At 41.7% G+C, this 22,127-nt stretch carries 12 protein-coding genes; 5 read left to right on the plus strand and 7 right to left on the minus strand.

Going from position 1 to position 22,127, the window contains the following annotated elements; genetic code table 11:
- Positions 1-191: 191 nt before the first annotated feature.
- The 3 genes from D0T85_RS03540 to metA are packed head-to-tail and all read right to left on the minus strand — an operon-like array spanning position 192 to position 3,846.
- On the minus strand, positions 192-1,112 hold the full coding sequence (locus tag D0T85_RS03540) for a hypothetical protein (RefSeq protein WP_163210310.1): 921 nt from the start codon (positions 1,110-1,112) through the stop codon (positions 192-194).
- Positions 1,109-2,932, minus strand: coding sequence for a U32 family peptidase (locus D0T85_RS03545; RefSeq protein WP_163210312.1), 1,824 nt, complete (start codon positions 2,930-2,932; stop codon positions 1,109-1,111). The genes D0T85_RS03540 and D0T85_RS03545 overlap by 4 nt, the downstream gene beginning before the upstream one ends.
- On the minus strand, positions 2,929-3,846 hold the full coding sequence (gene metA / locus D0T85_RS03550) for a homoserine O-succinyltransferase (protein WP_163210314.1): 918 nt from the start codon (positions 3,844-3,846) through the stop codon (positions 2,929-2,931). The genes D0T85_RS03545 and metA overlap by 4 nt, the downstream gene beginning before the upstream one ends.
- Positions 3,847-3,950: 104 nt before the next feature.
- On the opposite strand from metA, the gene D0T85_RS03555 reads away from it, so the two are divergent.
- From D0T85_RS03555 to D0T85_RS03575, 5 genes are all read left to right on the plus strand, one after another.
- Positions 3,951-4,625 (plus strand): hypothetical protein, encoded by a 675-nt coding sequence (locus tag D0T85_RS03555; RefSeq protein WP_163210316.1) that lies wholly within the window; start codon positions 3,951-3,953, stop codon positions 4,623-4,625.
- A gap of 11 nt (positions 4,626-4,636) precedes the next feature.
- Positions 4,637-8,596 (plus strand): hybrid sensor histidine kinase/response regulator transcription factor, encoded by a 3,960-nt coding sequence (locus D0T85_RS03560; protein ID WP_163210318.1) that lies wholly within the window; start codon positions 4,637-4,639, stop codon positions 8,594-8,596.
- A gap of 151 nt (positions 8,597-8,747) precedes the next feature.
- Complete coding sequence (locus D0T85_RS03565) at positions 8,748-11,192, plus strand: glycoside hydrolase family 2 TIM barrel-domain containing protein (protein WP_163210320.1); 2,445 nt, start codon at positions 8,748-8,750, stop codon at positions 11,190-11,192.
- A 28-nt stretch (positions 11,193-11,220) separates the two neighbouring features.
- The gene (locus tag D0T85_RS03570) at positions 11,221-14,283 is read left to right on the plus strand and encodes a TonB-dependent receptor (RefSeq protein ID WP_163210322.1); all 3,063 of its coding nucleotides are present in this window, start codon (positions 11,221-11,223) and stop codon (positions 14,281-14,283) included.
- 10 nt (positions 14,284-14,293) lie between these two features.
- Positions 14,294-16,072: a RagB/SusD family nutrient uptake outer membrane protein gene (locus tag D0T85_RS03575; protein ID WP_163210324.1), complete on the plus strand. Its 1,779-nt coding sequence runs from the start codon at positions 14,294-14,296 to the stop codon at positions 16,070-16,072.
- A gap of 311 nt (positions 16,073-16,383) precedes the next feature.
- Here D0T85_RS03575 and D0T85_RS03580 read toward each other — a convergent pair whose 3' ends face one another.
- The 4 genes from D0T85_RS03580 to D0T85_RS03595 form a co-directional block, all read right to left on the minus strand.
- Positions 16,384-17,535 carry a leucine-rich repeat domain-containing protein gene (locus tag D0T85_RS03580; protein ID WP_163210326.1) on the minus strand — a complete coding sequence of 384 codons (1,152 nt, stop codon included), beginning with the start codon at positions 17,533-17,535 and terminating at the stop codon, positions 16,384-16,386.
- Between the two features lie 28 nt (positions 17,536-17,563).
- Positions 17,564-18,592, minus strand: a complete 1,029-nt coding sequence (locus D0T85_RS03585; RefSeq protein WP_163210328.1) for a DUF4249 domain-containing protein — start codon at positions 18,590-18,592, stop codon at positions 17,564-17,566.
- 4 nt (positions 18,593-18,596) lie between these two features.
- Positions 18,597-21,275, minus strand: coding sequence for a TonB-dependent receptor (locus D0T85_RS03590; RefSeq protein ID WP_163210331.1), 2,679 nt, complete (start codon positions 21,273-21,275; stop codon positions 18,597-18,599).
- A gap of 62 nt (positions 21,276-21,337) precedes the next feature.
- The gene (locus D0T85_RS03595; RefSeq protein WP_163210333.1) at positions 21,338-22,123 is read right to left on the minus strand and encodes a hypothetical protein; all 786 of its coding nucleotides are present in this window, start codon (positions 22,121-22,123) and stop codon (positions 21,338-21,340) included.
- Positions 22,124-22,127: the final 4 nt, after the last annotated feature.

The following is a 22,127-nucleotide window of genomic DNA, read 5'->3' on the forward strand; positions in this document are numbered from 1 at the left end:
GGAATTCCATGCGGCATCACACTACTCAACTACTTTACCTCCTCTACCTCACTTTACCTCCTTTTTATTCTGATTTGCACCAAAATGAACTGCATTTGCACCCAAAATGAACTGCATTTGCATGCTAAATGAACTGCATTTGAGGTGTAAATGAACTGCATTTGGGGTGCAAATGAACTGCATTTTTCAATCTACTTATTCACACCACCACAGTGAGGACATTCTCCCCTTGCTTTCATTTTCTGTCCACAATTTCCACAACGAAAGTTGTAATGCAAATCTTTGAACAGTCGATACATGAAATAGCAAATAAAAGCTGTAATAAAGAGATAACCGATATAAAGAGATGTGGTAAGGATAAAAAACGCATAGCAACAAATACCAGCAAAAATAATTCCTGATAAATAAATAAAAGCCTGAGCCGAAGATAAATGTTTAAATGCAACATCTATTACTGCAATTAACACAATCAGTATCAGCCACAACGATATTAAGAAAAGGCTTAAGAGTAAAGGCTGCCCCGAGGGAGAAAGAGAAGGGTTAAAATAATAATACAACCAATTGGTTGGGGTGAATAGCTGTATAGATTGATAGGCTACTGCACATATAGACACTAATAAGCAAAACAGTAAGGGGTATAGGCTATCTATATCATTCAGTACTATAAAAGGTATTCTCTTTTTGATGGCCGGAACAATTAATAGAAGTAAAAATAAAAAAGCAATGGAAATAACAGAATAAATCAGATAGCGGTTACTCATAAAATGTATAATCTGAGAGATACTGTCTACAGGAACAAAATCGTCCAGTAGCATGCTGTGTACTACCCATCCCTGCTTTTCCTGACTGTTTGCTACTTTAATCATAGTAAACTCAGCATCCTCAGTGGTAAGCTTTGAAAATTCGGCCACCACCACCTGATCTCCTTTATGTAACTCAACGTTTGATTCTGTGCCGAATTCCTGTTCCAGCAGAAATGTATCGGCAAGAAGCTCAAAGTTTGTATTTACAGGTAGAAGTTCACTGATTTCATCGTCGTCGGTTCTTGCTTGTGGAATATCGCAAGAGAACAACAAATACAGGCAACCGAAGATTATCAGCAAATGTTTCATTCGGCAAGAAGTTTCATTTCGCAATTTCTGCAATCAAACTCCAAACGGAATTTCTTACCGTCGGTAGATTGCAGATAATAAGGTTCTTTGTAAGGCGACTTTCCTTGCTGATGTACAGGGCACCAGCCCATACTGTAACGCAAACAATGTTTGGTAAACATTAAAACAGCATTTGCAGGATTACTCAACTCAAATGCAGAAGCTACCTGGTTTACATTGTGACTGGCATAAAACTTGGTTGCCAGTGTATTCGAAACATTCCCTAAATAAGTTAATGAGGTTTGTGGGTAAGGATGTGCCGATGGTTTATTAGGTGCAACTTCTTGCTTGTATGTTGTTTTACGGGCAGAGAGTAGCTTTTCTACAGCTTGGCGCCTGAGGTCGGCCAAGGCAGATGCCGGAATAAACCAGTTAGCCGAAAAATCTATATCAGTACGCTTAGCATCGAATGGGGTATTGCCCAGCTTGGCTAACTGTGTACGAATGTTTTCGGCTTGTGGGGTACGGGCTATTTCCTTTTCTTTGGGTAAAACAACGGTGATGCTGTTGTCGTCTTCGTCGGTTAACGACAGAGAAAAGCCAAAGTTGTTTTCGGCAAGTAACGCCGAAACAGCAATCTTTCTTTCGGCAGATGGGCGACTAAGTATTTTTTCGAATTCCTGATCCTGATTGCGGTATAACAATACCCCTTTACTGATAATGGGCATGGTTTGCGGATAGAGTTTATTACCGTCTACCCTATTCACCCGGAATCCCTGAAGCTTACCGGCATGATCTATAAAACAAACACCATCGCCGTTATTGAACGATTTTATTCCGGCAACGGTGAGGCATCCTTTGCGCACTTCTTTTACACGCCCCATTTCTTCCCCAAGCGATTTGGGCGTATCGAAGGAGTGTATATCAGGGGTGCGCCCATGAAGAAAGTAATTGGTAAAGCCTCTGCTGAAACTTTTATCCAATTGAGGTTTAAAAGTATATTGCGATTTCCCCGAAGATGAACGGATAAATTCCGGTCTGCGTTTCAATATCGCATCCAGTTTTTGCCGGTACACTGCGGTAACATTCTTTACATAGCTAATATCTTTTAAACGGCCTTCTATTTTAAAAGAAGTTACTCCGGCATTGAGTAATGCTTCCAGTTCATCGCTTCGGTTCAGGTCTTTCAACGAAAGAAGGTGTTTGTTTTGGGCAATCACTTTCCCCTCGGCATCGGTCATTGTAAATGCAAGGCGACAGAACTGGGCACATTCGCCACGGTTAGCACTTCGTCCGTAACAGGCCTGGCTAACATAACATTGTCCGCTGTAACTAACACACAATGCTCCATGTACAAAAGCCTCTAACTCAACATTTGCAGCATCGCGAATGGCAGATATTTGTTCTATGGACAGTTCGCGTGCCAGTATCACTCGCCTGAATCCGGCATCGGCCAGAAACTTTACTTTCTCGGGTGTACGGTTATCTGTTTGGGTGCTGGCATGCAAAGGTATGGGTGGAAGATTTAGCTTTGTTATGCCCATATCCTGAATAATCAGTGCATCAACACCTATCTGGTAGAGTTGCCAGATTATTTTTTCGGCATCTTCTAACTCATGTTCATAAAGAATGGTGTTAAGGGCTACATACACCCGGGCACGAAAGGTATGTGCATAAGTTACCAGATTGGCAATATCTTCTAACGAATTACCAGCAGCAGCACGGGCACCAAACCGGGGTGCACCTATATATACCGCATCGGCACCGTGGTCAATGGCTGCCATTCCACCTTCCAGGTTTTTAGCAGGTGCAAGAAGTTCAATCTTCCGGATAGACTTCATCGTATATCTTCAATATTATATGGGGTTTCCTGATAAACGTAATAATTCAACCAGTTAGAGAACAGGAGATTAGCATGAGCCCTCCAGCGCACCAATGGTCCTTTATCGGGATCGTTATCTTTATAATAGTTCAATGGAATTTCTATGGGGAGTCCTTTAATCAGATCGCGACGATATTCCGTATCCAATGTATTGGGCGAATATTCGGAATGGCCGGTAACAAAGAACTCGCGTCCACCACGGGCCATAACCATATATACGCCCGAATCTGTTGAGTCCGACAACAAAGTAAGTTCTTTATTTTTAAGAATATCTTCTTTGCGAACTTCGGTATGCCGGCTATGGGGTACATAAAATACATCGTCGAACCCCCGGAAAATAGGAATCAAAGCGTTGGTCATGGTATGTTCAAATATACCGAACATTTTCTTTTCTAAAGGATATTTAGGTATGCCATAGTGATGATACAGTCCAGCCTGTGCTGCCCAACAGATGTAGAGTGTTGAGGTTACATGTGTACGGCTCCAATCAAAGATTTCCTGCATCTCGGCCCAATAAGTAACCTCTTCAAAGTCCATCTGTTCAACTGGGGCACCGGTTATAATCATACCATCGTATTTTTGTTTTTTTATCTGATCGAAGTCGGTGTAAAAAGCCTGCATGTGTTCAATGGGTGTATTCTTTGATGTATGGCTTTTTATCTTCATAAAGGTTATCTCTAACTGCAACGGGGTGTTAGACAATAAACGGATCAGATCTGTTTCTGTTGTTATTTTTAATGGCATCAGATTGAGAATCACAATCTTAAGCGGACGAATATCCTGTTGGGTAGCACGCGATGCGTCTATCACAAAGATGTTTTCTTCTTTAAGAAGTTCAATTGCCGGCAGTTTATCGGGTAAATTAAGTGGCATAGAGGTTTACGATTGGTTATTAAAACTGCAAAAATAAGGAATTTAAGTGTAATCAACGGGAAATTATATCTAAATTTGTACACTACTATCAATTGAAACCTATTATGACAAAGCTAAAATCGCTAACCCTCCTACCTCTTCTTGTAGTAATTACTGTGTATGTTATGGCCTGTGAAAACGATGATGAAGAGTATACGCCATTGTCGCTACCCCATGTATATTTATCTAACAACGAAATAACGATTGCCGATATTGTTGGTATACCCAATAACGTTACTATCAACAAATTAAAGGTGGAAATCACGGGTGCCGACTGGGAGATAATTGATGTTATTGAGTCGACTTATTCCGATGGGAAGTTCGTTCTTTCGCTTCCCGATCCGTTGCCCGATAGTCAGCTCCAGAAAGTTGTACGCGATAATGCAAGTGATTATGCCGGTCACTGGCGTGCTGAAACCAACAATCCCAAAGCCAAAGTAGCAAGACTTCTGGACATTGTTGCTTATAACAACGATGAACCAGTAGGTGTATTATGCCTTACAGACTGGCCACAGGAAGGCACAATTGTAGGTAAATCGTGGATCTATTACCACTATTCCAACCAGACTTACACTTTATCGGGAACGTATGGGTCGTATGTTCACCAAGCATCATTCCAAAAAGGTTGGAATGCTTATGCCAACACCAACGTATCTGAGGAAGCCGATTACGGTAGTGTTATTTGCACTACCGAAATACCAATGGCAACAACGTATATTTGGTATTTTAAGGGTTATTGATTTTTAATATTATGAAACACTTCTTGATAATTTTACTTTTATCTTCATTCTATATTCCCCTTTGTGCACAGCATATTGTAGCCCGGCAGATGCCCTTCTTTCATGAACTCTCCTCCAACGAAATCTGGGATGTTGGTCAGGACAAAGAAGGCTATCTCTGGATTAGCACAACAAACGGATTGGCCAGATACGATGGATATAAATTACAATTCTTCCGGTCTGATTACAAATCGCCTGCTTTATTAACAAACAACTCCATTATATGCATATCCGACAATGGGCCATACGTTTGGATTGGAACCCAACGAGGCATTAACCTGTTTGATAAAGAAACCTGTAAAATACATCCTTTTCCTGACCCCATACTTCTGGATAAAAACATCAATGGCATAATTGTTGATGGTGGTAACTATACCTGGGTAGCCACCGACGGGAAGCTGTATAAGTGTACTCCGGAAGCACAAATCATAAAAACATATCCCCTAACTAATCAACAGAATCCCGAAAACCTGTTGGTTATAAACTCAATCTATGTTGATAAAAACAATCAGCTCTGGGTTATGGCCTATGATAGTGGTCCGCTCCGGTATGATGCGTTGACCGATTCCTTCGTTGCTTATCCTGGACTTGGGAATAACACTGTTTTTGTTATGTTTCAGGACCAATCAGGTAACTACTGGCTTGGCACCTGGGGAGATGGACTCTGGCAGTTCTTTCCGGAGGAGACAGGAGAACAATGTTATAGAAAACATCATATCATAAATTCTCGAACTGGACAAAGCGAATCGCTAATCTATAGCATAACACAGGATGATACATTTGGCTACTTTTGGATGCTTTCTTACAATGAGCTATATGCACTCAAACTCACAGCAGATGGTATACTGGAGCAGGTAGACATTCACGATTTGGTAGATACCCATATGATGTACACCCGTATATTCAAAGACAGGGATGGAAACCTGTGGCTTAGCTCTTACGATATGGCATACACCATCTTCTTCGATGATTCGAAGATTGATAATTATCCATTGCCTCAACTAAAAGAACGATTGGGCTGGGATGCCAACCTTCTGAACTTATGCGGCGAGGGAAATATCATGTGGATAAGTCAGGATCGCTATGGTCTGTGTCTGTATGATATGTCTCAAAACACCTTCTCTTATAATGATATACAGAATTATTCCAGTCCACTGGAAACACTCGTTATGGAAAAGTCTATTTTGAAGAAAGGAATATGGGCCAGTGATAGGAATAATTCGCGTGTAATGCGGCTCACCCAGCAAAACATGAAGATACATATAGAAGAAGATGTCTATCTGAATACGATTGTCTCCCACCCGGGAAACGTGAGCCAACTCATTGAAGACCATCAGGGAAACCTGTGGGTGTTAACCTCGACTCACCTTTTGGTTAAACCAGTTGATGGCGGAAAATGGATTGTTGCCACCGAGGAACTTCCGATGTTCCGTTTGGCAGTAGATGACAGTGGAAATGTATGGGGTGCATCTTCCAACCGGAACATATATAGTCTGGATTGCTCGACTGGCGTTATAACCTCCAGAGTTAAAACTCATGCCCCAATGCTACAAGAACAGGAAGCCATAAGCCACGCCTGTATTGACGCAGAAGGATGCATCTGGATGATAACCTCATTGGGACACATCTACAAATCGGATAAAGAAAAGCAGACATTCGAAAGTATGTCCCTCGAAGATGATATAGAAGATTGCTCCGTATTGAGTTTGCTGGCAGATAAAAACAGTGTGTGGATTGTTACCAATAAACGTATCATTCAATATGACATGGACAGAAAAACCGTACGCAACTATTCCACTTCGGACGGAAATATATTGGTTAATGTATTTAGACACAAAGCTGTAGAAACAGATGGAGAGGGAGGACTGTATGTTGGTGGGCACGGCGGATTCATCCATATCCAATCTGGTGCTGCGTCCTCGTCCGATGGAAAGTATTATCAACCTGTGGTTACTGATGTGAAAGTAGACAACAAAAGTATCTTCTTTACCGAACCTTATACGGATGATAAACAACCAAACACCATCAACCGGGTCTATCTTAAACCCGGCGACAGGAATATCGAAATATCTTTCTCCTCCCTGCGCTATACCTTGAACCCCAAATCCCGAATCGCTTATATGCTGGAAGGCGTAGATAACGATTGGGTATACCTCGATTACAATAAACATGTGGCTTTTTACAACCGGATTCCTAAAGGCACATATCGCTTTTGGTTGAAGTCGGAGTATGAATATGGTAAATGGACAGACGACGAAGTATTACTGACCATCGAGCAATACCCAGCCTTTTATGAAACCTGGTATGCTTACCTTTTCTATGTTGTGCTTGTTGCCTTGTGCATTTATTTGATATTGCGAACCTACTCACAACGCATCAAAAGAAAGAACAGCATCAGGTTCAGGGAAGAGTTGAACCGTACAAAACTTGATTACTTTACGAATGTTTCGCACGAGCTACTTACACCACTTACCGTAATTTCTACCGCTACCGACTATATTGAAGCAACAGATGAGTCCAGTAATAAACAGACTATGATATTGAAGTCGAATGTTGATAAGCTGAAACGGTTAATTCAACAGATACTGGACTTCAGGAAGATGGATATGGGAAGGATGGCGTTAAACGTATCTTATGGAAATATCAAAGACTTTATTATTGATATTTGTCAAACAAACTTTTTGCCACTTGCCCAAAAGAAGGATATAGACTTGCAAGTCAGTGTGGATGTTTGCGAACTATATGGATACATTGATTTTGATAAACTAGATAAAATCCTGTACAACCTGCTTTCTAACGCCATAAAATACACTCCGCAAAACAAGCAAATCAGAGTCATTGCCCAGCTTGAACAGAAAGACGACGGGAATGTTCTTGTTATTAAAGTGGAGGACGATGGAATTGGTATTTCACCTAAAGAAATTGAACATATCTTTACCCGGTTTTACAATAACCGGAAAAACAAAGGAATAGAATCCAACGGAATCGGGCTTTCCCTGACAAAAGACTTGGTTACCCTACATCACGGAACCATAGCCGTTAAAAGCATTCCGAATAAAGGCACCTGTTTTACTGTAGTATTACCTGTCGACAAAGATGCTTACACTGTCCAAGAGCGTCTGGATGAAATGGTAGCCGAAGAACCGGATGGTATATTCTCTAACGATACCGAACGCTCTACCATTCTTTTGGTTGATGATAACACCGAACTGTTATATGTCATGAAAGGGGTATTCAAGGATAAGTACAATGTAGTGACCGCCACCAATGGCCGGCAAGCATGGGATATGTTGAACAACACGGCCGTAGATGTAGCCATCTGCGATGTCATGATGCCTGATATGAACGGATGGGAACTGTGCAATCGGATAAAAGCTGACCTGCGTTTTAATCATATTCCTGTTATCATACTTACAGCAAAAAAAGGTATCGACGACCGTGTAGCAAGCTACGAAGCCGGAGCCGATGGGTACATTGCCAAACCATTCGAATCGAAAGTGCTCTTTGCCCGTGTAGATAACCTGTTGAAATCTTATAAGATGCGTCAGACAGCTTTCCGGAAAGAAGAAAACATCAATCTGGAAGGTTTAAACTATCAGTCGGTCGATAAACAATTCCTGCAATCCATCATCGATAGTATTGAGCAGCACCTGGAAGAACCGGAGTTTGATCTGGAACAACTTTCGTCGAACATGAATATGTCCAAATCGACTTTATACCGGAAGATTAAATCAATGACCGGACTAACTCCATTGGATTTTATCCATAACATAAAAATGAAACGGGCCTGCATGATGCTGCTTAGCCATCAAATGAACATATCGGAAGTAGCCTATGCAGTAGGTTTCAATAATCCCAAATATTTCTCTAAACGTTTCAAAGAAGAGTTTGGGGTAACTCCATCCGAGTACCAAGCTCAAAACGGATGTTAACTTCAGATTGCCATAATCCTGTCATTAGGGTATTCAATCCTGTCATGACAGGATTTTAATACCCCTGTGACCTTTTTCAACCCCTTCTTGCTGAGCAGATATTGCTTCTTTTGCTTGACTCATGTTATGATCAAAATCAAATCTTATATTCATGAAACAAGCAAAGAAATCACTTTTTGTATTCCTAATTATGTTAGCCACCATTCATGTAGCGGGAAACGCACAGATATCCGGGCGCAAAATCCTTTTTAATAAAGATTGGAAATTCCAGCTTGGAAGCGTAGCGAACGCCGAACAACCATCGTACAATGACAGCAAGTGGAGAACTCTCGAACTACCCCACGATTGGAGTGTTGAACCGCTACCTGTGCAACGCGATGGTATCACTGTGGGACCATTCTCGCGCATGAGCGAGGGGAACTGGGATACCGGACAAACCATTGGTGGTGAAGGCTGGTACAGAAAAACGTTTATCCTTTCGCCCGAAGATGTTGAGAAACGACTTATTCTCTACTTTGAGGGTATCTCCAACCAATCCGAAGTTTGGATTAATGGCAAAAAAGTCTATTATAACCCTTACGCCTATACATCCTACCGGATTGATATAACTGGTTATTGCCATGCTCCGGGTGTTGAAAATACCATTGTTGTTAAAGCAATCAATACAGGACTGAACAGTCGTTGGTATGTGGGTTCTGGTATATTCCGCCATGTTTGGCTAATCAGAACCAATAAAATTTACCTGGACGAATGGGATACTTTCTTTGATGCTTCCGAACTTAAAGGTAAAGATGCACTGGTGCAATTCTCTACAATAGTACATAATCAAAAGCAACAGCAGGCTATTGCCGATTTACAGATTAAAGTCTATTCTCCAACAGGCAAAGAGGTCGCCACTGTATCCCGGAAACTGACGATGGATGCAGAAACACCTGTTGCTACTTCTTTCACAATTAAGAACCCTGAGTTGTGGTCGGTAGATACTCCTGTGTTATACACTGCAGAAGTGACTGTTTCATCGAACGAGAAAGAATATGATAAAATCACTGTTCCTTTTGGTATCCGAACAATTGATGTATCAGCAGAGAAAGGTTTCCAGCTTAATGGTAAATCAATTAAGCTAAAAGGCGGATGTCTTCACCACGATAACGGTTTACTAGGTGCAGTAACCATCAACCGGGCCGAAGAGCGGAAAGTGGAATTGATGAAAGCCAATGGATACAATGCTGTGCGATGCGCCCATAATCAAGTGTCCGAGTATTTTCTGGAAGCATGCGACAGGTTAGGAATGCTGGTTATTCATGAAACCTTCGACCAATGGCAACAATCCAAGCGCGATAACGATTATGCTCAGTTCTTTGATGAATGGAGCGATAAAGATCTGGCAGCATCTGTTCGTCGCGACCGCAATCATCCTTCCATCATTATGTGGAGCATTGGTAACGAGGTAGCTCAGCGTGCCGATGAACCTCAGGGAGATATAATTTCTAAAAGGCTGGTAAATACCATCTGTAAGTATGATGATTCGCGCTTTACTACAATAGGTGCCAATGACTTTTGGGATAGACGCCACTTTACTTGGGATAAAGATGCTCACCGAGCATTTAAGAATGTAGATATAGCAGGATATAATTATGTATGGCGCAAATATGAAAGCGATCATGAGGCTGATCCGAAACGTATTGTTTATGGAAGCGAATCTTATCCGAAAGAAGCAGCTCAAAACTGGAACCTGGTAGAAAAGCATCCGTATATCATTGGCGATTTCGTTTGGACATCCATTGATTACCTGGGCGAAGCTGGTCTGGCACATGCATTGGAACTGGCATCGGAAGAAAGAGACCCACAATTTATGAGCTGGCCTTGGTATAATGGCTGGTGTGGAGATATTGACCTCTGCGGTGACAAAAAACCGCAGTCTTATTATCGCGACATTGTTTGGAGAGAACGTGAAATAGCTATGGCTGTACGCCGTCCGGTGGCTCAGGGGAAGAACGAAATAGTGAACGGCTGGGGATGGACAGACGAATTATTGAGCTGGAACTGGCCCGGTTTGGAGGGTCAGCCCATGCGCGTAAACGTTTATAGTCGCTCGCCTAAAGTAAGATTGTATCAGGATAACGTTTTAATTGGCGAGAAAGAGGTTCATCCCGAGTTGTACACTGCTACATTCGAAATAAACTACAAACCCGGCGAGTTGAAAGCAGTGAATGTGAACTATAAAAAGGAAACAGCATCGACCATACTGAAAACTTCTGGTGTTCCTGCTGCTATCCGGTTAACAGCAGACCGTAATCGCATAACAGCAGATAAGAACGATTTATCTTATGTCAAAATAGAGATTGTAGATAAAGATGGAAATCTAGTGCCCGATGCAACGCTTCCGGTTACCATAACATCCAGTGGAAATGGTCGAGTAATTGCTTCCGGTAACGGTGGATACGATGATATGGAAAGTTTCCGCTCATTAACACCCCGCACCTTCCGGGGAAGGGCGATGGCTATCGTTCAACCTACCGAAGAAAAAGGTCAGATTCAACTAACCGTATCATCCGAAGGACTTCCAACAAACTCAATTTTAATAGAAACATATTGATGTTATTTTAACTTTAATACTATTGCTTATGATTAATTACAAAAAATGGCCGAGGCTTCTCTGCCTCTGCATTCTTTTCGTGTTCATGACGATTCCTGTCTTTGCACAACAACAAGTGGCAACAGGTACAGTGAAAGACCCGGCAGGCGAAACAATTATCGGGGCTAGCATTCAAGCAAAAGGTACCTCTAATGGTACGATTACCGACATAGATGGGAAGTTCAACCTGTCTGTGCAGTCGGATGCGGTGTTGGAAATCAGCTTCATCGGTTATAAAACAAAAGAAGTAAAAGCTGTTTTCGGCAGAGACATGGCTATTGTTTTGGAAGAAGCCACCGAAATACTCGACGAAGTGGTGGTTGTGGGGTATGGCGTTCAGAAGAAAGCGACCTTATCTGGTTCTGTGACCAGTGTCAAAGGAACTGAAATCGTAAAATCTCCGGCAATGAATGTCAGTAACAGTTTGGCTGGACGTATGCCCGGTGTGGTTGCTATATCCAACAATAGCGAGCCCGGCTACGATGGCTCAACGCTTCGTATACGTGGTGTGAACACGTTTGGCAAAGCCGATCCATTAGTTGTAGTCGATGGTGTTCCCGGTCGTTCGCTCGAACGTATCGACCCTGCTTCTATCGAAACTATTTCGGTAATGAAAGACGCTTCTGCTGCTATCTATGGTGCTCAGGCAGCCAATGGTGTGATTCTGATTACAACGAAGAGGGGCCAGAAAGGTAAACCAACGGTTAAGTTTTCTATTAATCAGGGATACTCCCGCCCAACGAAGATACCCGAAATGGCTAACTCTGCCGAATATGGTACATTGTTGAATGAAATCGACAAATACGCCGGGCAAACCGAACGGTACACTCCAGAGGAAATTCAGAAGTTCCGTGACGGTTCCGACCCTTGGTCGTACCCCAACACCGACTGGTTTGCCGAAACATTGCGCTCGTGGTCGCCCCAAACCAATGCCAATGCAACGATTGAAGGTGGTACGGAAAATATGAATTATTTCGTTAGCTTTTCTGCCAAAACGCAGGATGGCATTTATAAAAAAGGAGCTACTTCGTACGATCAGTACGACCTGCGGGTCAACTTAGACTGGAAGCTCAATAAGTACATCGATGTCTACATGAATGCTTCGGGGCGTATGGAAAAACGTCAATATCCTATGCGTTCGGCCGAAAATATCTTCCGCATGTTGATGCGTTCTAAACCCAATATGCCTGCTTATTGGCCAAATGGTATGCCGGGACCTGATATTGAGTTTGGCGATAATCCAGTAGTCATTGTAACCGATGCTACAGGGTACGACAAGGACAAACGCTATGTGGTAAATGGCGATTTCGGCATAAATGTCAAAGTTCCCTATGTGGATGGTTTGACCTTAAAAGCAACAGCTTCATTAGATAAAACCTTCCGTTTCCGTAAAAGATGGGAAACTCCCTGGTACCTTTATTCGTGGGATGGTGCATCGCACGATGCCAACGGAGAACCGGTTTTGGTAGAAGGGAAAAAGGGATTCAGCGACCCGCGACTGACCGAGAATGCAGAGGATAACCACAATATTTTGTTGAGCGGTTTTTTGAACTACAATAAAACCATTGCTTCGGATCATTCCATCAATGTTATGGCTGGTGTTGAACGCATTACTGGAGGAGGCGATTCGTTCGAGGCTTTTCGCAGATACTTCCTCTCCACTGCCATCGACCAGTTGTTTGCTGGAGGACAGGATGAAATCAACAATACTGGAAAAGCGTATAAAGAGGCCCGTCTCAATTATTTCGGAAGGGTGAACTACAGTTACAAATCGAAGTATCTGGCCGAATTTGTGTGGAGATATCAGGGTTCGTATATCTTTGATGATGACAATAAGTTTGGTTTCTTCCCCGGTGTATCTCTGGGATATGTTATTTCGGAAGAAAAATTTTGGGAAAAACTTAAACCAGTTGTCAGCTTTGCCAAAATAAGGGCTTCTTGGGGACAAACTGGAAATGACCTGATTGATCCGTATCAATATCTCACATCGTATGACTACAATAACCTGATGTACATTACCAACGGTGGAGCGAGCAATAATCAAGCCTTGCGTGAAGGTGTTGCACCCAACAGTAATGTAACTTGGGAAAAAGCGACACAACAAAACATTGGGCTCGACCTTCAGTTCCTCGATGGTGATTTAGCTTTTACTGCAGACTATTTTATCAACAAACGTAAAGACATTCTGTGGAAGCGCAACGCCTCTGTTCCGGGAACATCCGGTTTGAGTTTGCCCGACGAAAACCTTGGTAAAGTAAGAAATAGAGGGATTGACTTTAGTCTCAGCTACCATAAACGCTTCAACGATTTAACATTAGGAGTGGGTATAAACGGTGTGTATGCCAAAAATAAAATTATTTTCTGGGACGAGGCTCCCGGTGTGCCCAACTATCAACAGTCGACCGGCAGTCCAATTGATGCTGGCTTATACTATAATGCCATTGGAATTTTCAGGGATTGGGATCATGTAAATTCTATGCCACATTGGGCAGGCGCCCGTCCGGGTGATATTATCTTCGAAGATTACGACGATAACGGTATAATTGATGGCAACGACCGTGTACGTATGGATAAAAGCAAAAATCCAACTTTCACGGGTGGTCTGACTATTGACTTGGCGTATAAGGGCTTCGACCTCTCTGTATTGTTTCAAGGAGCGGCCGGTGGCGTGTTCTATCAAAGTACCGAGTCGGGAGATTTTGGGAACTTCCTGAAGAGTTTCTATAATAAGCGATGGACAGAAGATAATCCGACCGCAAGCTTTCCACGTACATATAATCGCTCTAATGAGTATTGGATAAATCAGGAAAACACCTTCTGGGTACACAAGAGTGATTATATTCGGTTGAAAAACATTGAACTGGGCTATACACTACCTCAAATATTGACCAAGCGGGTGAATATCGAACATGTACGTGTCTATGTGAATGCTCATAATCTATTTACATTCAGTCCGGATATGAAAGACTACGATCCGGAAAACACCAGCAGTAGAGGCTACAACCACCCGCTGAATAAAATTGTGAATGTAGGACTAAATGTAACCTTTTAATACATATGCCATGAAACAAATCAATATATATATTCTGTCAATCCTGTTGTTTATAACTTCATGTAGCGATAGCTTCCTGAAAGTTGACCCGCTCGACAAATATTCGGATGCTGCAGTATGGTCGGACCCTGCTTTGGTTTCTGCCTTTGTCAATAACATCTATCTGGGACAATATTACGGCTTCCATACCCTGATGTTGTCTTCTTTGTGCGATGAGTCTATGGAAGTGTGGGCATGGGAAACCCAACCCATCCTGAAGAGTGAGATAAGTCCTAGTTATGTAGGTGCCCTTGGCCCCAATTTCTGGATTATGGCTTATCACAACCTCTCTTGGGACAAGCTGTATAAGAATATCCGCAGTTGCAATGCTTTTTTCGAAAACGTAGAGAAGTACAATCTTGAAGGTGATGAAATAAACCGTTTGAAAGGTGAAGTTCACTATCTGCGTGGCTATTTCTATTTCTGGCTGATGAGCATGCACGGTGGAGTTCCCCTGATTGATAAATCCTATACCACATCCGATGAATTGCTGGTAGCCCGTAATACACTCGAAGAAACAGTTAAATTTATTGTTGACGACCTGAATGAGGCTGCCCGAATCTTGAATACATCTACCGATAAAGCCCGCGCAAGCAAAGGTGCTGCTTTGGCTCTAAAGTCAAGGGTGTTACTATATGCAGCAAGCGACTTGTTCAATTCGAATGCTTCATGGTCGGCAGGCTATGAGAATCCTGAATTAGTGAGTTATACAAGTGGTGACCGCAGAGCCCGTTGGGAAGCAGCAAGAGATGCTGCCAAAGACGTGATGGAACTGAATATGTACGGATTGCATGGTCAGAAAGTATATACTAACCCACAAGAGGCAACTGATAACTACATCAATATCTTCCTGAATCACGGTACCAGCGAGGACATCATGCTTACTTACTACGATTATGTAAACCATGGAAGCGGTGATTTCCAGCAACCAAGAGTTGGATTATTCAATAGTCCGAATGGATTTCACGGATGGGGAGGCAATACCCCAATTGGTCAATACATTGATGCTTACGAGAATATCGATGGAACTAAATTCGATTGGAACAATCTGGCACAAAAGGCCAGTCCATACACTGGTCGCGACCCTCGTTTCTATGCCAATATATTGTATGATGGCGCAAGTTGGCGACAACGGCCCGACGACGTAATTGGTTCCGATCCTGTTGGCATTGTTCAAACTGGTTTTTACGAAAACGCAAACGGTTCATATACACCCGGCCTCGACACCCGTCAAGGGCCTATTGAAGACTGGAACGGTACATATACGGGATATTACATGCGTAAATTCCTAGACCCTGCCGTCAACCATCAATACGAGATACAAAGCTATCCCTACCGTCAGATACGTTACGCAGAAGTGTTGCTTAACTACATAGAGGCATGTTTGGAACTGGGTGAAGAAGACGAAGCTATTAAAAAGCTGAACCTTATCCGTGAAAGAGCTGGAATGCCCGATATTCCTGCTGGTGAGACGGGTGCAGCCCTGAAAGAACGCTACCGCAACGAACGCCGAATTGAGCTCTCGTACGAAGGACACCGCTTCTTTGATATCCGGCGTTGGATGATTGCACCCGATGTACTCAAAAATGCGCAAGGTATTGACATCCGTTATCCATACGGAAGTACCCAACCAATTTATACAGTGACCGAAGTTCAGGAAAGATCATGGAACAATAAAGCTTATCTACTTCCAATATTACTGGACGAAATGAATAAGAATAAATTGTTAATACAGAATCCTGAGTATTAGGTAAATCAACACCCCGGTTACTTTGCTCACCGGGGTGATTGTTTTTTTTCTATTATTTTTCATACATCAGGGAATCCCTTTGGGATTCAATTTGAATAACCCCCAGCGAAGCGACTGGGGTGTTGAATAGTATCTTCCCTGTGGTACTTTTGTATCTTGCCTAAGATACTTTTGTGCCTTGCCTGTGATACTTTTGTACCACAGGCGTGATACTTTTGTACCACAGGCGTGATACTTTTTTCTCAAGGGTAAAAAAACGTTGGTACTGTAATACTTTGATTCTCAGTAGACAATAAAATCACCACATGGTTCTATTGCTTCTCTACCGTTATTCTCCATCCTTTTTTAGTGATAATCTCTTTTTTACATCCTTCTGCACCCGGGTTGAAGTTATATTGTATACTGCTATACCGGGGTGGAGGGAGAGCTCTTGAGTTAGGGTATTTAACCTGAGCATTGGGGAGTGCAGTAAAAATAGCATTTAGTGCTTCGGCGCCGAATGCATTCGAACTGATGTACACTTGTTCTAATCTGGATTTCTCGGGTATCTTTAGTTCCGTTAACTGGTTATGCATACCCGAAAAAGCATGAATGTAAGGACATGGAGTAAGGTCGATACTGGTTAATTCGTTTCCATCGCACCGTAGTTCATAAAGGTCGGGATATAAGCTGAGGTCTAATGTTTTAAGTTTGTTGTTTGCAACCATCAATACAGACAAGTGATTCTCTGCTATCTTCAGTTCTTCCAAATCGGTTTGGTAACAGTAAATATAAGCTAGTCTTTTATTCTTCTCTACATCCAGCGTTGTTATTTTTACTGCCTGAATACTTAAATCTATCAGTTCGGTGTTGTGGGTCAGATCTAGTTCTTCGAGCCCAACAAAAGCCAGAGTTAGGTTTTCCAGTTTTTTATGTGCCGATAAATCCAGCGATGTTAGTTTGGGATGTGTATAACAATAGAACTGTTTTAATGCAGTACACTTGCTGATGTTGAGCGATGTTAGATTTTCCCAGTTACCAAGGTTCAGGTGGGTTAAACGCGGACAACCCTCTAGCTTAAAGTGTTCGATATCCGAAAAACCATCAAGCATCAAGCTTTCCAGTACCGGACAGTTATCTACTTCGAGGTTGGTGATGTCTTGCATCAACGATGATAGATTTAAAAAGGTAAGATGCTCCGACCATATTTTAACGTTATATGTACCCGATGCCCTGTACCGATGCATGCATTGCTCGTTGTGGGGAATCTGATATTTGTTTTCTGTTCCGTCGCCCCAATCAATGGCAACATATTCGCCACCGGCATAAATAAAAAGGTTTCGCTCATTGGCGGTATTAACGGTAAAACTAATGGAGTTTAAAGAGGTTAACTCTGGTACCTCAAAGTCTGGGTTCACATCGTCTTTACTGCATCCTATACAGCAAAAAGAGATGCAGAACAAAAAAGAGAATACTTGTTTCATTGCGTTTAGTTTTTAATTTTTAATATAATTAATCCCAAGAGGGTTCTTCGTATACATCTATTTTCAAGTCCTTTATAACAGGTATTGTTATTGCGCTTTCCGAGCTGAATCCTACTATGCCTACACCATTCTTTACATTTCCCGGTATTATAGGAGGGCCGTCGAGATAATTTTCGTATATATCCGAGTCTATGTGGTTGAGGGTTCGCAGGTAGTAATATTCGGCTTCGGTTATGCTTAATAAACGTACTGTAAGATAGGCATCCAATGTTTTGGGTATAAAGCTATAATGACGGTAAAAGTTTGTAAACCAGGTTTGTACCGTCATTGTGTATTCTTTGTTTTGAAACATATTATCATCGAACACGCCGTATTTGTTTTCTACCCGTTCAAACAATCCATTATCCAGTTCTTCGGGGGTTGCCGGTTGACCCTCGGTCAATACCAAGTCGTTCCATGGCCAAAACTCTCTGGCCGTTTCGTAAGCAATTGTGTCGTTTCCTTCGTACGAAACACCTTTAATGGCTTTATGCTGTTCAACAACAATCCGGTAATGGTTCTTTTCATTCTCCCTGTCTTTGAACGTTATAAAAACAAATATTCTTTTCAATATAGAGTACATGTCGTTCATGGAGAGTGTTACATTGATGGTATCTAACTGAAGGATATCCATTTTATCGGGAACTGTTTCTTCTACCCATGCATGATGTTTGCCATCTGCCGTACGTGCTTCAATACGCACCTTATCGCCTGGTTTGAAACGACTTTTCAGGCTGAATCTTTTTTGCTTGTCGTATTCATATTCCGGTATTATTGCTTCGGCAGTTTCGTTCAGTTCGTTGTTAATATAAACTTCGACTGTTGCATCGTCTACATGACCAATATTTATTTTCCCTGTATAGTTGAGGTATAGAATGTTGGTGGGGCTATCGGTATTGATAAACCCATTCATGGTTAGTTTAGGCGATATTCCTTCCGATCTGAATGGGATATCGTTTTCGCAGGCTGTTAGCAACAACAATAACAGCAGAAAAAGAGTTACTATATGCTTCTTCATAACGTTAAAATTTATAGGTATAGGTAATTGAGGGAAAAAAAGGTAAAATGGTCAGCTTGGTTATAACCTGCTCGTATTCTCCTGTTTCTCCATCAAAATAGCCTGCTTTGTTCACAAAATTAGGATTCATGGCATTATACACATTGTACACACTTACATTGATGGTTCTGAAACCACGTTTGGTTTTCTTGTGGAAGTTAACACCAACATTCAACCGGTGTGTGGGTGGCAACCGGTAATTGTTGCGGCTTTCAATATAATCTTCAAAGTGTAAATCGTTTGTGGGGTTTATCCAGTAATTAATGGTTGCAGGACCATCGGGCCGAGGAACTGCAATAACCTCTTGTGCCAGAGTGGCTGTTGCCCCCGACATAAATGTCCAGGATACTCCTACATCTATTTTGTTACTGAATTTATGATTCAACATCAGGTCTATGTTGTGCCGCCTGTCGTATTTAAAAGGAAAACGTTTGCCGTTGTTGATGCCGTTTTTTGCAAACTTCCTGTCGCTTTTAGCCAATGTGTACGATAGCCATCCGGTGGTTTTGCCTACAGTACGTTGTATCATAAACTCTATACCATACGATCGGCCTTTACCCATTTCTACTTTTGTTTCCCAGCTCGACGAGTTGCCCATAACAATGCTTCCGTCTTTATACTCCAATACATTGTTCATGTTTTTGTAATAGGTTTCGGCCGAAAACTCCCATCCGGGTATGCCTGTGTAGTATGCACCAATAGAGTACTGATGTGCATTCATGGGTTTAATCTTTTTGGTTACCGGTACCCATAAATCGGTAGGCATGGAAATGGGGGCAGAGGTGAGCAGGTTTATGTACTGATTCATTTTTGAATAAGAGGCTTTCAGCGCCACATTCTTTTTAATCTGGTAACGGGCTGCAAAACGGGGCTGCAAAGAGAAATAAGCTTTTCCCTGTACAAAGAATGCCGAGGCATGCAAACCAATATTGGTGCGTAGCTTGGGGCTAAGGTTGATATTGTCCTCAGCATACAAAGACAGTTCGTGCGCATAGAGCTGGCTGTTCGAGTTGGCTCTAAAAAGTGTATCCTCCTTTAAGCCGTCTTCAACAAGAGATATTTTGGTATTTATTGTTTCGGGTTTAAAGTTGTGAAACAAATAACCGCCTCCAAACTTTATGTGATGTTTGGGGCTGGGTGTGTAATCAAAATCGGTTTGCAACGAAAGGTCGTGTATGCCCGAATCGTATTTAGTATGATAAGTGGCCTGATTGTTTTTATATTTAGTGGTAGATTTGGTGTCGATATTCAGATGATACCGGTTGAAGGCCAATGTAGTGTTACTAAACAGTTTGTTGTTAATTATATGATTCCAGCGCAAAGCAGCAACAAGGTTTCCCCATCTTGCTGTTCCTTTGTCTTTAGAGTAGGTTAAGTTTGTATCGCTTCCCCATTCATCGCTGAAGTCGGATACCAAGTAATCATTACCATGATAAAAACTAAAAAACAATCTGTCTTTATCGGAAAACTTATGATTTACTTTGGCATTGATATCATAAAAATAATACCCAACGTCCACATCTTCGTTCATAAAAGGGCGGCTAACCAAATCAAAGTATGTACGCCGCAAAGAGATGTTGAACGAAGTTTTATCTTTCACAATAGGTCCCTCCAGATTAAAACGGCTGGTTAACAGGCCTATACTTAACGATCCATGATACTTATTCATGTCTCCATCGTTGGTTCGTACATCGATAACCGACGAGAGACGTCCGCCAAACCTGGCCGGAAAGGAGCTTTTAAACAGTGTTACTTTCTTGATGGCCTCGGGCGTAAAGACAGAAAAAAAACCAAGTAAATGGTCTACATTGTAAATAGGAACGCCATCCAGTAAAATAAGATTCTGATCGGGACTGCCTCCCCGCACATACAGTCCTGCCGATCCGTCGACCCCTGCCTGCACGCCCGGCATTGACTGAATGGTTTTCATCACATCCGATTCGCCAAGAATTACAGGGGTGTTCTTTATCTGTGTCATAGGGATATCGATGGCACCAGTGTGGATGGCATTGATTCCCGCTTCAACTTTATCAGATAAAATAACAACTTCTTCCAGCTCATTATCTGTATTCATTTGTATATTCAGAAGCGTATCTTTATTCAGCTTAAAAGAAAACTGCCGTGTGTTGTATCCCAGATAAGAGAAATGCAACTCGGTATCTCCCTCGGGAAGTGTAATGGTATAGTATCCGTAGGGGTTGGTGCTTGTTCCTCTGAATCTGAGTTTATCTAATATGTTTACTCCAATCAGTGTTTCGGATGAGGTTTGGTCGGTAACATATCCGCTAACTGTAAACTTGCGCACTTCTTGCGACACACTTTTTTGCAGAAGTATGTGTTTGCCGGATATTTTGTAAGTTACTGCTTCGCCTTGAAAAACAAGCTGAAGTATTTCCTCAATTGTTTTGTTTTGTACATTCAGACTGATTTTCTTTGTTACCTTTATTTTCTCACTATAAATAAAGGAGTAAGTGGTAGATTTCTCTATCGTTTTAATGAATTCTTCTAACGTGGCATCTTTTATATTGATGTTTAGTTTTTGATTTATATCCTGCGCGTAAAGCTGGTTTCCCCACAAAAGCACTGACAGGAATAACAGTGTTATATATCTGAAAGATGGATAGGGCTTATAGAATTCTGTCATAATTGGTGTTCAATAAATGTATAAGGGCAGACACAAAGTCTAAACCCCTTATACGTTGTTGCTTACTGGCTGATTGGCCACTCCTTAGAATAGTTTAGTTTTTTGTAGTTGTATATTTTCAATTCTTCGTCGTTAATTTCGGCACTGAAACTAATAATAGAGCTGTTTCCTGTTCCACTGGCCATACCTGTATCGCGGACTTTTGTTGCGCTATGAGGTATTATTGCCGAATATGTTTTTTCATTTGTATTTATTATTAACTTCATATCCTGGTTGTTTGGAAAAACAATTGCTTTGAAAGCATCTATATTACTGTCTTCCTGATATGGAATAACATCCTGACTGTAAGCCTGTTCTATATGTATATTAGCTCCCACCGGAAGATTGGTAATGTTGAATGTTAACAACGAATTGAAATGATAAACAGATAAATCGGTTAAATCTTCTTTTGCCTCGCCAGTGTAAACAAACCGTAACCTATCGCAATTTCTGAATTTCAGGGCAGTACTTTGATCCTCTAAATTGGGAGGTAACTTTGCATCGGTTCTTGTTTTACCATAGTCTTTAGGTGCCATCTGAATAATTATATTCCCGGTTTTTGCCCCATAAGGAAAATGATAGTATCCCCCTTGAGGAGATGTGATAAACAGTTTGTTGCCTTCTATCTCGAAATTATATTTCTCGGAACCAACATATACAATCCAGTCTTTACGGGCAGACAGGTCGAAGTTTGCTGTGGCTTCGATTGTATGGATGGCTACTCCGTCTTTAGGAGATTCTTCCGGGTTTTTCTCACAACTTGCAAGAAGCATCATAAAGAGAAACAGTTGAGGCATTTTAAGTTTCATAGTC

The organism is Bacteroides sp. 519 (assembly GCF_010500955.1).
Lineage (GTDB): Bacteria > Bacteroidota > Bacteroidia > Bacteroidales > Bacteroidaceae > Bacteroides.

Excerpts from the sequence above, each read along its gene's own strand:
- D0T85_RS03540 (WP_163210310.1), bottom strand. The coding sequence starts at position 1,112 with ATGAAACATTTGCTGATAATCTTCGGTTGCCTGTATTTGTTGTTCTCT.
- D0T85_RS03545 (WP_163210312.1), bottom strand. The coding sequence starts at position 2,932 with ATGAAGTCTATCCGGAAGATTGAACTTCTTGCACCTGCTAAAAACCTG.
- metA (WP_163210314.1), bottom strand. The coding sequence starts at position 3,846 with ATGCCACTTAATTTACCCGATAAACTGCCGGCAATTGAACTTCTTAAA.
- D0T85_RS03555 (WP_163210316.1), top strand. The coding sequence starts at position 3,951 with ATGACAAAGCTAAAATCGCTAACCCTCCTACCTCTTCTTGTAGTAATT.
- D0T85_RS03560 (WP_163210318.1), top strand. The coding sequence starts at position 4,637 with ATGAAACACTTCTTGATAATTTTACTTTTATCTTCATTCTATATTCCC.
- D0T85_RS03565 (WP_163210320.1), top strand. The coding sequence starts at position 8,748 with ATGAAACAAGCAAAGAAATCACTTTTTGTATTCCTAATTATGTTAGCC.
- D0T85_RS03570 (WP_163210322.1), top strand. The coding sequence starts at position 11,221 with ATGATTAATTACAAAAAATGGCCGAGGCTTCTCTGCCTCTGCATTCTT.
- D0T85_RS03575 (WP_163210324.1), top strand. The coding sequence starts at position 14,294 with ATGAAACAAATCAATATATATATTCTGTCAATCCTGTTGTTTATAACT.
- D0T85_RS03580 (WP_163210326.1), bottom strand. The coding sequence starts at position 17,535 with ATGAAACAAGTATTCTCTTTTTTGTTCTGCATCTCTTTTTGCTGTATA.
- D0T85_RS03585 (WP_163210328.1), bottom strand. The coding sequence starts at position 18,592 with ATGAAGAAGCATATAGTAACTCTTTTTCTGCTGTTATTGTTGTTGCTA.
- D0T85_RS03590 (WP_163210331.1), bottom strand. The coding sequence starts at position 21,275 with ATGACAGAATTCTATAAGCCCTATCCATCTTTCAGATATATAACACTG.
- D0T85_RS03595 (WP_163210333.1), bottom strand. The coding sequence starts at position 22,123 with ATGAAACTTAAAATGCCTCAACTGTTTCTCTTTATGATGCTTCTTGCA.